This window comes from Rariglobus hedericola, from assembly GCF_007559335.1.
Lineage (GTDB): Bacteria > Verrucomicrobiota > Verrucomicrobiia > Opitutales > Opitutaceae > Rariglobus > Rariglobus hedericola.
Window position 1 is genome coordinate 872826 of the sequence record NZ_VMBG01000002.1, and the last position, 14022, is coordinate 886847.

Annotated in this window: 12 protein-coding genes; 9 read left to right on the plus strand and 3 right to left on the minus strand. The window is 60.4% G+C overall.

Going from position 1 to position 14022, the window contains the following annotated elements; all coding sequences use genetic code 11:
- Nucleotides 1-42 precede the first annotated feature (42 nt).
- The 3 genes from FPL22_RS14000 to ettA are packed head-to-tail and all read left to right on the plus strand — an operon-like array spanning nucleotide 43 to nucleotide 5225.
- Nucleotides 43-3210, plus strand: a complete 3168-nt coding sequence (locus tag FPL22_RS14000; RefSeq protein WP_144353609.1) for a DUF748 domain-containing protein — start codon at nucleotides 43-45, stop codon at nucleotides 3208-3210.
- A gap of 9 nt (nucleotides 3211-3219) precedes the next feature.
- The gene (locus FPL22_RS14005) at nucleotides 3220-3495 is read left to right on the plus strand and encodes a YkgJ family cysteine cluster protein (RefSeq protein ID WP_144353610.1); all 276 of its coding nucleotides are present in this window, start codon (nucleotides 3220-3222) and stop codon (nucleotides 3493-3495) included.
- Between the two features lie 41 nt (nucleotides 3496-3536).
- On the plus strand, nucleotides 3537-5225 hold the full coding sequence (gene ettA, locus FPL22_RS14010; RefSeq protein WP_144353611.1) for an energy-dependent translational throttle protein EttA: 1689 nt from the start codon (nucleotides 3537-3539) through the stop codon (nucleotides 5223-5225).
- Here the strand turns inward: ettA and FPL22_RS14015 are convergent.
- Nucleotides 5212-6072, minus strand: coding sequence for a CHASE3 domain-containing protein (locus tag FPL22_RS14015; RefSeq protein ID WP_162525318.1), 861 nt, complete (start codon nucleotides 6070-6072; stop codon nucleotides 5212-5214). The two genes, ettA and FPL22_RS14015, sit on opposite strands and share 14 nt — an antisense overlap.
- A 161-nt stretch (nucleotides 6073-6233) precedes the next feature.
- Between FPL22_RS14015 and msrA the strand changes: the two genes are divergently transcribed.
- The 6 genes from msrA (at nucleotide 6234) to FPL22_RS14045 (ending at nucleotide 12750) form a co-directional block, all read left to right on the plus strand.
- Nucleotides 6234-6764, plus strand: coding sequence for a peptide-methionine (S)-S-oxide reductase MsrA (msrA, locus tag FPL22_RS14020; RefSeq protein WP_144353613.1), 531 nt, complete (start codon nucleotides 6234-6236; stop codon nucleotides 6762-6764).
- A gap of 105 nt (nucleotides 6765-6869) precedes the next feature.
- On the plus strand, nucleotides 6870-7601 hold the full coding sequence (locus FPL22_RS14025; protein ID WP_144353614.1) for a hypothetical protein: 732 nt from the start codon (nucleotides 6870-6872) through the stop codon (nucleotides 7599-7601).
- A 104-nt stretch (nucleotides 7602-7705) separates the two neighbouring features.
- Nucleotides 7706-9526, plus strand: a complete 1821-nt coding sequence (locus FPL22_RS14030; RefSeq protein ID WP_144353615.1) for a hypothetical protein — start codon at nucleotides 7706-7708, stop codon at nucleotides 9524-9526.
- The gene (locus tag FPL22_RS14035; protein ID WP_144353616.1) at nucleotides 9526-11088 is read left to right on the plus strand and encodes an exosortase/archaeosortase family protein; all 1563 of its coding nucleotides are present in this window, start codon (nucleotides 9526-9528) and stop codon (nucleotides 11086-11088) included. The genes FPL22_RS14030 and FPL22_RS14035 overlap by 1 nt, the downstream gene beginning before the upstream one ends.
- Nucleotides 11089-11140: 52 nt before the next feature.
- Nucleotides 11141-11944, plus strand: a complete 804-nt coding sequence (locus tag FPL22_RS14040; RefSeq protein WP_144353617.1) for an Hsp33 family molecular chaperone HslO — start codon at nucleotides 11141-11143, stop codon at nucleotides 11942-11944.
- Nucleotides 11941-12750 (plus strand): tRNA threonylcarbamoyladenosine dehydratase, encoded by an 810-nt coding sequence (locus FPL22_RS14045; RefSeq protein ID WP_144353618.1) that lies wholly within the window; start codon nucleotides 11941-11943, stop codon nucleotides 12748-12750. Before FPL22_RS14040 ends, FPL22_RS14045 begins: the two co-directional genes overlap by 4 nt.
- Here the strand turns inward: FPL22_RS14045 and FPL22_RS14050 are convergent.
- Both FPL22_RS14050 and FPL22_RS14055 read right to left on the minus strand, forming a co-directional pair.
- Nucleotides 12707-13600 (minus strand): TatD family hydrolase, encoded by an 894-nt coding sequence (locus FPL22_RS14050; RefSeq protein WP_144353619.1) that lies wholly within the window; start codon nucleotides 13598-13600, stop codon nucleotides 12707-12709. The genes FPL22_RS14045 and FPL22_RS14050 overlap by 44 nt on opposite strands.
- An 11-nt stretch (nucleotides 13601-13611) precedes the next feature.
- Nucleotides 13612-14022, minus strand: a complete 411-nt coding sequence (locus FPL22_RS14055; protein WP_144353620.1) for a SufE family protein — start codon at nucleotides 14020-14022, stop codon at nucleotides 13612-13614.

The following is a 14022-nucleotide window of genomic DNA, read 5'->3' on the forward strand; positions in this document are numbered from 1 at the left end:
CACGCCCGGGGCTTTTTTGTCTGCTATAACTTTTCAATTTCCATGTCGCTCCAACCTTCCGCCGCTTCGATCGTCGCCCAGGACAAACGCTCACGCCGCAGTCGTCGCCGCTGGCTCGTCACGGGCAGCGTGGTAACGGGCTTGCTGCTCTTCGGATTCTTCGGCCTGCCGCCGATTATCAAAGCCCAGGCAATCAAGCATCTGTCCGCCGAGCTTCATCGCGAAGTCTCCATCGAACGGATACGCGTCAATCCGCTGGTGCTGTCGATCACCATCGACGGACTCGCGATTAAAGACCGTGACGGTGCCGAGTTCACCGGCTGGCGCCGGTTGTATGTGAACTTCGATTCATTCTCCCTCTTCACCGGCGAATGGCGTTTTCAAGAGATTTACATCGATGGGTTTTCTCAACGTGTGGTGATCGCGAAAGACGGCGTTTTTAACTTTGCCGATCTCATTCCCGCGCCCGCCGAGGCACCCGCCACGCCCGCGAAAAAGCCCCGCCCCCTGCGCATTGCGAGTCTCTCGGTTACTTCGGCGGCCTTGAACTTCGTTGATTCCAGCCGCGCGGCACCTTTTGCCACGACTGTCGGTCCGCTCGGTTTCACGCTTAAAAACTTTCACACCGCGGGTGATCCGAAAGCTCCTTATGAGTTCTCCGCCATCACCGAGGCCGGCGAGACGTTTGATTGGAAGGGCACGCTTTCACTTATTCCGGCGCGCTCGGCCGGCCGGTTTAGCATCGGCGGTATCGCGCTCAAAAAATACGCGCCTTACTATGCCGACCGCATCAATGCCGATCTGCTCAGCGGCGCGCTCGATTTCTCGGCGAGTTACGCCGTCGATCTCTCCGAAGGCTCGCGCCAACTCACCTTGGGCGATGCCACGATCAAGCTCTCGAATCTCCAAGTCGCTCCCCGTGGTTCCACCACGGCGGTCATCGATTTGCCGTCGCTGGTTATCGACGGCCTCCATGCCGACGGACTCAAGACCTCCGCCGTCATCCGCCGTGTCGCGCTCGATGGCGGACGCCTCACCGTGGTCCGCGAGAAAGACGGTTCGATCAACCTGTTGAATCTTCTCACGGTGCCGGCGGTCGCATCGGCCGGCGTGACCCCCGTCACCGTTGCCGCGGGCGCGACTCCCGCCGCTGCGATGCCCGCGTTGCCCGATGTGAAACTCACGGAGTTTTCCCTCACCGGCCTCGCCATTGATATCGAGGATCGCACCACGCTCACGCCCGCGAAAAACAGCATCGGTCGCCTCGACGTTTCTGTTAAAAATATTTCCCTGGCCGAGCCCGCGGTGCCCGTTCTGCTGGCGCTTTCCGTTGCAACGCTGCCGTCGGGCACGATCAACGTCGAAGGTTCGGCGGTGCGCGAACCGCTCGCCGCGGATCTTAAGATCAAAGTGACTTCAATCCCGCTCGCCGGCGGCACGCCTTACATAGAGCCGATGCTCAATGTGCGTATCGCGGGCGGCGCGGTTTCGGTGGATGGACAGGCCAGCCTGCGCGGCACGGTCGCTTCATTCCAAGGCGACGTTGTCGTGGATAAATTTGCCACGGTGGACGGCGCCAAGGCGGAAGATTTTGTGACCTTCACCCAATTCGCTATTCGCGGCATTGATGCGATTTCTGACCCGCTGACCGCACGCATCGGCGAAATCAGCATCACGGATCCGTCCGCGCGCGTGACCGTCAATGCCGACAAGACCACCAATCTCGCCGCGATCCTGCGCACCGAAACGGCACCGGCCGCAGAGTCTGAACCCGTTGAGGTGAAGCTGCCGCCCGCCGCGCCCGCGAAGGGCCTGGCGAGCAGTTCGACTTTGCCTGCGCCGATCTGGTCGCTCGGCAAGTTTACGCTGACCAATGGTTCGGTCTTGCTGGCGGACAACTCGATCAAGCCGGCGGTGCGCATGTCGCTCGATCATTTTTCAGGTGCGATCACCGGCCTGTCGTCGGCCGATCTGCAACGCGCCGATGTGAACATCCGTGGCAAGGTGAACGGCTCCGGTGAAGTTTCCTTCACGGGGAAACTCGATGCAAAGGCCGCGACGCTCACGCCCGGTGCCCTGACTGAAATCTTGGTGGACGTGAAGGGCGTCGATCTCTCGCCGATTTCACCTTACGTCGGCACTTACGCCGGCTATGAACTGGCCCGCAGCGGTTTGTCGGTGGATGTGAAGGCCCGCCTTTCACAGCGTAAACTCGACACCAGTAATGTCATCACGCTCAAGCAATTCACCTTCGGTCCCGCGACCAACAGTCCCGATGCGACCAAGCTTCCCGTGCGACTCGGCGTGGCGCTCTTGAAAGACACCTCGGGCAACATCGTCATCGATGTGCCCGTGAAAGGCAGTCTCGACGATCCCAGTTTCAAGATCGGCCGCGTCGTGTTGCGCGTGATCGTGAACTTGTTGGTGAAAGCCGCGACTTCGCCATTCTCGCTCATCGGGGCTGCGTTTGGCGGCGGTGGCGACGAACTTGCCTATCAGGATTTCTCGCCTGGAGCGACGACCCCGCTCGAGGCCGAAATCAAAAAAATCGAAACCCTGCGCAAGGCGCTCAAAGGACGTCCGGCGCTCAATCTGGATATCAACGGCAGTTACGATGCGACCGCGGATCTTGCCGCCGTGCGCGATCAGACGCTCGCCAAACAAGTGCGCCAGCGCCTGTGGGAAGAGTTGCGTGTCAAGAATGCGGATACGCCTCCGCCCTCCGAGCTCACCGTGGCCCCCGAGGACGAGACCCGTATCATCGGCCTCATGGTGTCCGAGCGTTATCCGGACGGATTGCCTGCGCCCGGCGTTGATACCGCGGGTGCTTCTGTGACGCAGCCGCAAGCAGTGGTTGCCGCGCCTCCTGCGCCGACACCCGCCCCGCGCCGCATATATAGTGGAGCCGCGACGCCGAAGCCCGTGGCGAAAACGCCGGCGGTTAAAACCGTGGTGATCATCTCATCGGGCGAAGTCGTGGCCACGGCTTCAGCCGATGGCAGCACGCCGCTCACGCTCGCGGATGCCCGCCGTGCGCTGGCCTCGGGTATCGTCGTGTCCGAAGAGGATCTCCGTGCTCTGGCCGAGGCTCGCGCCCAGCACGTGCGCGACGAATTGCTCGAAGGCGGTGAGATCGATGCCGGCCGTCTCTTCCTGACAGCTCCTGCACCCGCAGGCAAAGGCGCCAAGGTGTTCCTACAGCTTCGCTAATTCCGGCTTATGGCAGTTCAAAACACGGCCATGAACTGCCGGCCGCAGTGCGGGGCGTGTTGCATCGCTCCGTCGATTACGTCGCCTATCCCCGGCATGCCACACGGCAAACCGGCGGGTGTGCCCTGCGTGCAATTGCTGCCGGATATGCGCTGCGCGATTTTTGGGCGGCCGGAGCGCCCGGCGTTTTGCGCCAGCCTGCGTCCCACGCAGGAGATGTGCGGCTTCAGCAACCGCGAGGCGTTTGATGGTCTGACCTTGCTCGAACTCGCTACGAAACCGTGAGAGCACCTTGACCCCGCACGCCGCGGCGGTTGCATCGCCGCATGGCCAAGCCCGAAGAACCGAAGATTATTTTTTCGATGATGCGCGTCTCGAAGAAAATCGAGCGCAAGGAAATCCTCCGCGACATCTCGCTGTCGTTTTATTACGGCGCGAAGATCGGCGTCCTCGGATTTAACGGCTCTGGCAAGTCCTCGCTCATGCGCATTCTGGCGGGGCGCGACACGGACTTCGACGGCGAGGTGCATTTCGAGCCGGGATATACCGTCGGCCTTTTGGAGCAGGAGCCGCAGCTCACGGCCGGCAAGACCGTGCGCGAGTGCGTGGAGGAAGGCGTGAAACACTTGACCGATCTGACCGCCGCCTACGATGCGACGTGGGATGAAATCGACGCCGCGGCCGATGATACCGAGCGCGATGCGATCACCACGAAACAAGGCGAACTCCAGGAAAAGATCGACGCGCTCGGCGCCTGGGATGTCGGCCCGCAGGTCGAGATGGCGATGGATGCGTTGCGTTGTCCGCCGGCCGATCAGGTCGTCGATCACCTCTCGGGTGGTGAAAAACGCCGTATCGCGCTGGCGCGTCTGCTTCTGAAGAAACCGGACATTCTGCTGCTCGACGAGCCGACGAACCATCTCGACGCCGAGAGCGTGCACTGGCTCGAGCAACATCTCTCGCGTTACGCGGGCACGATCATCGCGGTGACGCACGACCGCTACTTCCTCGACAATGTCGCCAAGTGGATCCTCGAGCTCGATCACGGCCACGGCATTCCGTGGAAGGGCAACTATTCCGGCTGGCTGGAGCAAAAGCATGCGCGCGCAACGGTGCAGCAAAAGACCGAGGATCGCCGACAGAAGGCGATGGCGCGCGAACTCGAGTGGATTCGTTCCGGCGCGAAAGCCCGGCAGGCCAAAGGGCAGGCGCGCATCAACGCCTACGAATCGATGCTCAAGGAAAACGTCGCCGAGCAGGAACGTGAGTTTGAAATCATCATCCCCGCCGGCCCGCGTCTTGGTTCGCTGGTCGTCGAGGCGCAGAAACTCAGCAAGGCCTACGGAGAAAAGGTGCTGTTTGAAGACGTGAATTTTTCGCTGCCACCCGGCGGCATCGTCGGCGTGATCGGACCAAACGGAGCGGGCAAGACCACGCTCTTCAAACTGATCACCGGCGTGGAGGCAGCCGATGGCGGTTCACTGCGCGTGGGGCCGACGGTGACGATCGCCCATGTCGATCAATCGCGCGATTCGTTGCCCGGTGAGCAGACCATTTACGAGGCGATCAGCGGCGGTGAGGAAAACTTGAAGCTCGGTCCTCGTGAGATGAATGCCCGCGCGTATTGCGCTCAGTTTGGTTTCACCGGTGCGGATCAGCAGAAGAAGGTCGGCGTGCTTTCCGGCGGTGAGCGCAACCGTGTTCATCTGGCACGGTTGCTCAAAAGCGGTGCCAATCTGATTCTGTTGGACGAACCGACCAACGACCTCGACGTGAACTCGATTCGCGCGCTTGAGGAAGGCTTGGAGATGTTCGCCGGCTGCGCGGTGATCGTGTCGCACGACCGCTGGTTCCTCGATCGTGTGGCGACGCACATCATGGCGTTCGAGGGCGACAGCCATGTCCACTGGTATGCGGGCAACTACTCGGCCTATCTGGAGGATTTCAAGAAGCGCAAGGGCAAGGACGCCGACCAGCCACACCGCATCAAGTATCGTCCGCTCACGCGGGCCTGACGACGGGCGCCCCCTTGTATTTCAGCGCCTCGGCTTCGACGAGTTCGATGGCCTCCATCTTTAGTTTTCGGGAGGCCTCCTCGGAGATGCCGTGGGTGAACTGCAGGTTGAAGCGGGCTCGCAGGTAGTCCTCGAAGCTCACCCATTGGCCGTTGAATTTCACGCGGCGCGTCCAGGCGCAGACCGTGATCATGGTTTCGAGTTCGTGCACACGACGCATGAGCAGCCAGCCACCGGTTCCGCCCATCGCGCAGGCGGCGACGAGCATGATGAGGCCGATGATTTGAAAGAAATCCGCGCGCCGGCTGACCGAGGCCGAATTGAGCGAAAGATCCATGAGTTCACGTTGTTCCAAATCGTGCACGGCCATGCGCAGGGCGTTCATGTTTTTGAGGCCTGCGCCTGAGTCGACGATGTGGAGGGCGGGGCCGATGGCATTGGCGCGACGCAGTTCGATGGTGCGGCTCGTCTCGGCTTTCTTGTCGGCGACCAGCTGGCTGATGCGATCAAGCGTGGCCAGTTGCTCCGGAGAGTTCGCGAAACGCTGGCGGAGTCCGTCGAGTTGTTTGTCGAGGCCATCGGCTGCTCGCGTGTAGGGTTCAAGGTAGCTTTCGAGACCGGTAAGAATGTAGCCGCGCTGGCCGGTTTCGGTATCGATAAGTGAGGACAGCAGCTGGTTGATCTCGAGCAGTGTGGCTTGCGTATGGGTTACGCGGATACTGGCTGCAGCCATTTCACGTGTGGAGACTGTCGAGAGAATCGCCGTGCCCGCTGCGAGCGTCACACCTATGATCAAGCCGATGATCACCACGGGGCGGGATAATAATACGGGGCGTGAGTTTTTCATGGGATTGAAATAAATCTGTGCAGAGGCCGTGAAGGGGCTCGCGGCATGGACATCAGTAACACGCATCAGGTTCGCCGCTGGTTTATTCGAAATTCGGATTTTACGGTTTTTTATCCTGCTTAAACGGTGGCGTCAGGAGGTAAATCGCGCACGTTGATCTCATGTCATCGCTTAAATCACTGATTGTTGGCGGCGGTTGTTTTTGGTGCACCGAGGCGGCATATGAGATTCTACCCGGTGTCGAAGCCGTGGTGAGTGGATACGCGGGAGGACCACGGCCGAACCCGACTTATGAGCAAGTGTGCGCGGGGGTATCGGGCCACGCGGAGGTCGTGCGAATCGATTACGATCCCGAGCGGATCACCTTGGATGCGTTGCTGGATCACTTCTGGAAGATCCACGATCCGACCACGTTGAACCGCCAGGGTGCTGATGCGGGCACGCAGTATCGCTCGGTGATTTTCTACACGGATGAAGGCCAGAAAGCGGCGGCCGAGGCTTCAGTGGCACGCGCAAACCCCGGTTGGGGCGGAAAAATCGTGACGCAAATCGCGCCCTTGGAGAAATTTTATGAGGCCGAAGCGTATCATCAGGATTACTTCCGTCGTAATCCGCACGCAGGTTACTGCCAGATGGTGATCCGACCGAAGATCGATAAAGTGGTGAAACACCTTGGTCTGAGAGACTCTTAGTCGAACGTAAATAACCCATGAATAGTATTTGTAGGGTATATACCCTATATTTGATTGACCATGGGCTGGGTGTGATGCACATCTCCAACACATCGATTTAAGGCCATGAAACTCTTGAAACTTTCCAGTCTCGCTTTCGCCGCTCTGTTGAGCGTTTCCGCGCACGCCCAGATTATCACCAACTACGGCCAATCCACTTATCCCGGCAGCCCTTGGAATGGTAATTGGAGCGGTGCTGGCACCGATATCGCCGCTGGGAATTGGTATGCGCAGACATTTATCGCGCCCACCACCGCCGCTGTCTTTGCCTATAATATCCAGTTTAACGTATTGAATGGCGCCACGCCTTCTTTCACGACGTCCATCTATACTTGGACCGGCACGACCTTGGGCACGCTGGTTGATTTCACCTCTGCCTCGTTCGCCTACACGAACGACTCTGGTTTCAGTCCTGTTGGCGCCAATGTCATTACCAATCCCGGCATTGGTTCCACGGCATTGGATGCCGGACAGGTTTATGCGTTGGTGATCCATCGCACCGATGCCGGAACGTCGGGTATCGCCCAAGTGGGTTCGGCCAACTACAATCCGCTGTCTCCCGGTATCGCGTATGCCGGCGGTTCGGCCTTCGTTTCGGGCAACGGTTCGACCTTTTTTGATCTCGGTTCTACCGACTTCGCGTTCTGGGTGAGCTTTGAATCCGATGTTCTTTCGCCCACCGTGCCTGAGCCTGCCGTCAATGGCGCGATCATTGGTGCGCTGTTCGTCACCGGCCTGTTCGTCTGGCGCCGCTACGGCAAAAAGGGTGCGGCCTCCGCTCCCGTTGCGACCGCCTAAAGCGCGTTCGTTTCCTGTTTCAGCCACGCTGTGCAACTTATGGAAGTTCAGCGTGGCTTTTTTGTGCTTTGATTTCACCTGCTTGGCGCGTGATATAAAATTAAATGCTACTTCAGCTCAAACGGCGCAAAAGCCGCAAAAAACGCGTCGCCAGCAAGATTTTGATTTTGGGCGTTTTGATTGCCGTGGGCTTTGCGCTGCCCCCGGTTTATCGGGAAGCCAAGCAGCGCTATAAAGCTTACAAATCAGTAACGGCGCTCCGGCAGGCGAAGGTGTTTTTCGCGGCCGGCGAGCCGGCGAAGGCGGTGGTCGCGTTGCAGGTCGCGATTCGGAACGACCGGCAGGATCCCGAGGTGTGGAAGACCATTGCTGAGATGAGCGAGGCTTTGGGCCGGCGTGAATCGATCCAGCAGCGCCAGCAAGTCGTCTCTTTGCGCCCCGGCGACCATGAAGCCCTGATTGCTCTCGCGCTCACTGCGATGAAGTTCGGGGATGTTTTTACGGCTCGTGATGCCTTGTCGGCTGTGCCGGTCAGCTTCCGCGATACGACAGGCTATCGTCGGGCGGTGGCGTTGTTCGCCATTATCGAGGGAAATGGCAGCACGGCTGATCAAGTGCTGGCTTCGTTGATGCGAACCGATTCGAGCGACAACGTGCGGTTGATGCACGCGACGGTGCGGATGTCGCATCCTGATCCGGTGGTGGCGCAAAGCGCGCGGCAGGAGCTTGCGGGCATGGTGGAGACACCTGCGCTCGCAGCAGCGGCATTGCGGGAGCTGATGCAGGATTCCATCCGTCGCAACGATCTGGGCGTGGCTCGCGCCTGGTCCGAGCGATTGGTGAGCCTGCCGAATGCGCAGTTTAACGATCACCTCGTCTTGCAGACGCTCTTGATGGCGACCGAGAAGAAGCCTTTGGACAAAGTGCTGCCTCCGTTGGTTGAGAAATCCACGGGCAACGCCGCCAGCACGGCGGATCTGGTGCGTTGGTTGTTGAGTCAGGGGCAATTTGAACGGGCGCGGAGCTTGGTCGATGCGCAGCCGGCTGATGTGAAGGATAATTTTGCCATGAAGGCGGTGCGCGTGGATCTGGCCGCCGCGCTGCAGGACTGGCCTGGAATGGGTGAGCTGATTTATCAAGGCGCACTTGGACCCGTGCCCGAAGGAGCGATGCGTCTGGCTCTGGAATCCCGCACCGTCGGTGAGTTGCACGGCGAAGAGGCGCGGTTTACACATTGGAAAAAAGCTCTCGATCAAACGCGCAATAATATCTTCGGGCTTCGCGTGCTTTACCAAGTGGGCGTGACGTGGAAGTGGGCGAGGGAGGTTGAGGAAACGCTCCTTACGATTGCCGGTGGATTTCCCGGCCAGACTTGGGCGCATGAAGCTTTGGTGCGCGTTTATTCCGTCCAAAAAAATGGTCCGGGGCTGCAGCGGATATTTGGTCTTTGGAGTCAGCAATCGCCCGGTGTAAACCGGTTGAAGCACGATGCCGCGTTGATGGATTTGCTCGTGCTCGGGTCGACGGTCGCCCCGAAGGTGAAGTTGTCGATCGAGGGTCTTTCGCAAAGCGAACCGTCCAATCCCAATTACACGACCACGTGCGCGCTCGTCTATGCGCTGACAGATAAATCGCAGGATGCGCTCGTGCTGATAGCGAAACTCAAACCCGCCGAGCGTCGTGATCAGGCGCGTGCGCATTATCTCGCGTTCATCTACGCCAAGGGCGGGCAATCCGCCGCGGCGCGTGAGCAACTCGCGTTGGTTCGCCCTGAAGCGTTGCTCAACGAAGAGATGGCGTTGGTAACGCAGGCCAAGGTCATCGTGGCCCAACTCGATTTGAAGGCGCAGGAGATCGAGCGACTCACGCGTGGCAAGCCGAAGCCGCCCGGTGCGGCGCCGGTGACGAAGGAAGCGACTCCGTAATGTCGGTCGGCTCGATCAGCTCACGGGCGTGGCTGCCGTCTGCCCTGTATGTGGCGGGCATCGTGCTCACCGTGGCAATCGCCGGTCGCAGCCTTGGCCAGGCTTGGACGCTGGCTCCGGATCTGGGTCACGGTTGGGCGCTGCCGTGGCTGATGGGCTGGTTGTTGTGGGAACGGTTGTCCACTAATGCGGCTGCGCCGGGACTCGTGCCGCCTGCAGCGTGGCGCCGGCCGTTAATCGGCGCAGCGATTGGCGGCTATGCGTTGGTGCGTTTGCTTCTCGAGCCGTTTCCTCTGTGGCCGGTTCTGTTGTGGGTGCTGGCCGGACTGCTCTACGTATTTTTGCTGCTGGCTGCGCGGGCGGCGGGCGGCAACCCGTGGATGCGCGTCGCGGCGGGTCCGCTGGCGTTGGTTTTCACCGTGGTGCCGTGGCCGGGGTTCGTGGAAAACACCGTGATCCTGCCGTTGCGTGAGTTGCTGGCCACCGGCGTCGCCGAGGTGCTGAACTTCGTTAACGTGCCTGCTTATTCCGACGGCGCGACGATCCATATCGGAAGTGGTCCGGTCGGTGTGGATGAAGCGTGTGGCGGACTGCGTTCGTTGCAGACCTCGCTCATGATTGCGTGGTTTGTGGGTGAAGTGGCGCGGATGCGCTGGGTGCGGCGCGGGGTTCTTTTGGTGATGGCCGTCCTGGCGGCGATCACGGGAAATTTTCTCCGGGCGCTGGTGCTCACCTGGGTGACCGATTCGGGTGGCATGGAGCGGTTGCATGCGTGGCATGATCCGGCGGGTTATATCGCGCTGGTGTGCACGTTGGTCGTTGTTGCGGTGTTGGGTTGGGCGTGGCGTTCGAAAGATGTCGTCGTGAACAGTTCGCCTATGCAGTGGCCGGTTTTATCGTGGAAGCAGGCGCGCGGGGCGCTGCTGGCTTTGACCGTGTGCGTGGTGGTTGAGGCGGGGGTTCGCGGCTGGTATGCCAGCGCGGATAAACCTGTGCCGCCTCCGCACGGCTGGGTCGTGCAATGGCCGGAAAGTGCGGAGGCATTCAAGCGGTATCCGATCGATGCCTACGCGCAGGAAATGTTGAAGCCCGATTCATTCGAGTCCGCGTCGTGGCGTGCGAGGGGTTTGGGTGACCGTTCAGGCTACTATATTGGCTGGGACGGAGGTTTGAGCGCACGCAATGCTCCCTTTATTCACAGTCCGGAAATATGCATGCCGATGACCGGTGGTTTGCTGGTCGCCCGCGGTGCTGCGGTGAACGTGCAGGTGGGACAATTGGAACTGCCGTTCGAGTCTTATGAATTCAGCCGGCGCGGACGGTTGCTGCATATTTTTCGTGTGGTCTGGAATCCGGATGAAGGACGTTCACCGATCCCGCCGGTCGAGCCGAAGAGCCGTTGGGAATGGTTCGGCCAACAGTGGAAAATTGTGACCGGGCGTAATATCACCGTGCGGGCCCAGGTGATGGCGTTTTCCATCGCGGGGGCGTCGGATCAGGCGGAAGCCGAGCGACTCTTTCGTGAGGAAATCGCGCGGATCGTGGTGCCGGACAGACGCTGACCGGAGTGCGTTGCCCGCTTTACAAGTGCGGGTTACGGGCAAAGGTGTGGGCATGCCTGAGTCAACGCCCATCAATCCCTCGAATTCCGGTCTGGAAGTGACCACGTGGTTTGTGCGCAGTCGCAACGCGCTGTTCACCAAGGTCGATTTCAGCCAGCTCTACGTCGATTACTACCTGCATCTTTCCGATCAGGCGATCAAGGTGACGCCGGAGCATGACGCCTTGTTCAAGCGGGCGCTCGCGGGCTATGTTTTGCACGCGGTTTCCCGTCCGTGGAATGAACTTACGGCGTGGACGATCAATTTTCAGCAACCGCTGGTGAACCTGTTTTTGACGGGCGACAATGCGGATGGTTCGGTGACGGGCCGCGTGTTCAATGAGAACGTCAAAGTGATGCCGACGAATCTATTTTTCACCGACGTGATCCGTGACAAACAACCCAAGCGTCGCAGCTCGGTGGAGTTCACCGGCGGCGATCCGCTGGATGCCGTGGAAAAGTATTACCGTCAGAGCGAGCAGCGGCCGGCGCGGTTTTTCCAGACGGGCGAGGAAGAGTTCGCGCTCGTCGCGGCGCATCCCGATTACGACGAAGCCTGGTTTGAAGCGCTCACCAAGGAACAGGTCGCGGACATGGCCAAGACGGAGCAGTTGGGCGAACTGGAGAAGCGCGTTTATCGCTGGCACTGCGGATGCAATCAGCACCGCATGTTGGAAGTGCTGGCGCCGTTGTTCCGCCAGGACGCGGACGCACTTTTTGAGAGCGATGCTAAAATCGAGATCCGCTGCCCGCGTTGCGCGGCGCGTCATACCGTGACGCGTGAGGCGCTCGAGGCGTTTGTGGCCGATAAAAAATGAGCGTCGGGCAGGCGGAGCGTTTTGGCGGCGTGGGACGATTGCTGGGGCGCGATGCGCTCGAGCGTCTCCAGGCGGCGCATGTGTGCGTGGTCGGTGTCGGTGGCGTGGGCTCGTGGACAGTCGAAGGTCTGGCACGCAGCGGGGTGGGTGCGCTCACGTTGATCGATCTCGACGACGTGTGCGTGACCAATGTGAACCGTCAGTTGCCGGCGCTCGATGGACAGATCGGGCGACCAAAAATCACCGTGCTGGCCGAGCGGGTTAAGTTGATCAACCCGGCGTGTCGGGTGACGGAGGTGGCGGAGTTTTTTACGGCATCGACGGCAGAGGCGATGTTGGGTGCGGTGAAGTTCGATTGCGTGATCGATGCGATCGATCGTGTGGGCAACAAGGCGTTGCTCATTGCCGAAAGTGTGAAGCGCGGACTGCCTTGCGTGGCCGTGGGCGGCGCAGGCGGTAAGCGTGACGCGACTCAGATTCGCACGGGCGATCTCGGTGAATCTGGCGGCGATGACTTGCTGCGGCTCGTGCGCAAAAAACTGCGTGGTGATCATGGCTTCGCGAAAGGCGAAGGGCATCGTTACGGCGTGCGCTGCGTGTATTCGACGGAGAAGCCAGTTTATCCGTGGGCTGATGGCACGTGCGGGACCGAGCCCGAGCCGGGGACGAATCTGAAGCTCGATTGTGCGAGCGGTTTTGGAACGGCGGTGTGGGTGACCGGGGCGTTCGGCCTCGCGGCGGCGCAGGAGGCCGTCGGGCTGATCATCCGAAAAGGCGGCGAAAATTCTGCTCAACCTGCGCAGTGAGTTCGGCGAGCGTCAGACCGCGCAACGACGCGAGAGCGGCGTAAGCGGCGTCGAGATTGCCCGGATGATTTACGGATGAACCATCGGCGGCCGGCGGAAGTTTATGCGTGCGCCACGTCTGCGGTAACGGCATCGCAGGTGCATCCGTTTCGACCAATAAGCGATCAATCGGGATGATTTTAAATATTTCCAAGCGAGAGGCTTTAGGAGGTTTGTAACTTAATAAGTTACAATTTAGATTGGCCGAGGTGATGGGGGTTGGCGTGTCTTTGAGGAAGTAGCCGTTGAAAGAGAAGTAGGCTCCGAGTTGGGCGAAGCGTGGCACCATTTCCGCGGGGCCGCCGTAGGCGTGGAGCAGGAAACCTCGCGATGGAACGGGGTGGGCGTGGAGTAATTCGTCGAGCGCGCCGAAGGCTTGCAGACAATGGATGGTGACGGGGCGGTTTTCTGCCGTGGCCAGAGCGAGTTGGGAGAGGAAGACTTCGGTTTGCTCGACGAGCGAGGCGCGACGCAGACCGGCGAGGCGTGGATCGTCGGCACGGGCGCTGTCGGTCATCCAGCGATCCAAACCGATTTCGCCCACTGCAGCAGACGGCTCAGCGGCCAGGCGGGCACGAAGGGCGTCGAGCCAGTCGGGCGAACGATTGCCTGCATCCCACGGATGCAGGCCGTAGCTCGCACGAACAAAAGGAAATCGTTGAGCGAGTGCGGAGACGCGGGGCCAGTCGGCTTCGCAGGTGCCATTAACGACCATCGTGCGAATCGGGAGATCGGTGGCGGCGATCGCGATGCGATCAAGGTGAGGCGCGAGCCACTCGTCCTGCAGGTGGTTGTGCGCGTCGTAATACATGAAAGCCGGTCTCAGGTGTGTCGCTGCGCGATGGCCTTGATGTGGGCGCGGACCGCGGTGAGTCCGTTTTGGCGGGTGGGCGTGAGGTCGCGCGACAGGCCGAGTTGTTCGAAGAGAACGGGCTCGGTGGCGACGATATCGGCCGGGGTGCCGCCTTCGTAGAGATCGACGAGCAGGGCGACCAAGCCCTTCACCAGCGGCGAATCGGCATCGAACTGGAAGTGCAGCACGCCGTCGCCAAGTTCACCGGTGACCCAGACCTGCGAGATGCACCCGTTGACGCGATTGGCTTCGGTTTTAAGGTCGGCGGAGAAGACCGGCCGGCGGCGGGCGCGGTCAACGACGGCGGCGAGACGTTCCTGCCGGTCTTCGATAAAGGACAGGTCCTCGATGAGCTGTGCTTGTTTTTCGGATACGCTCAT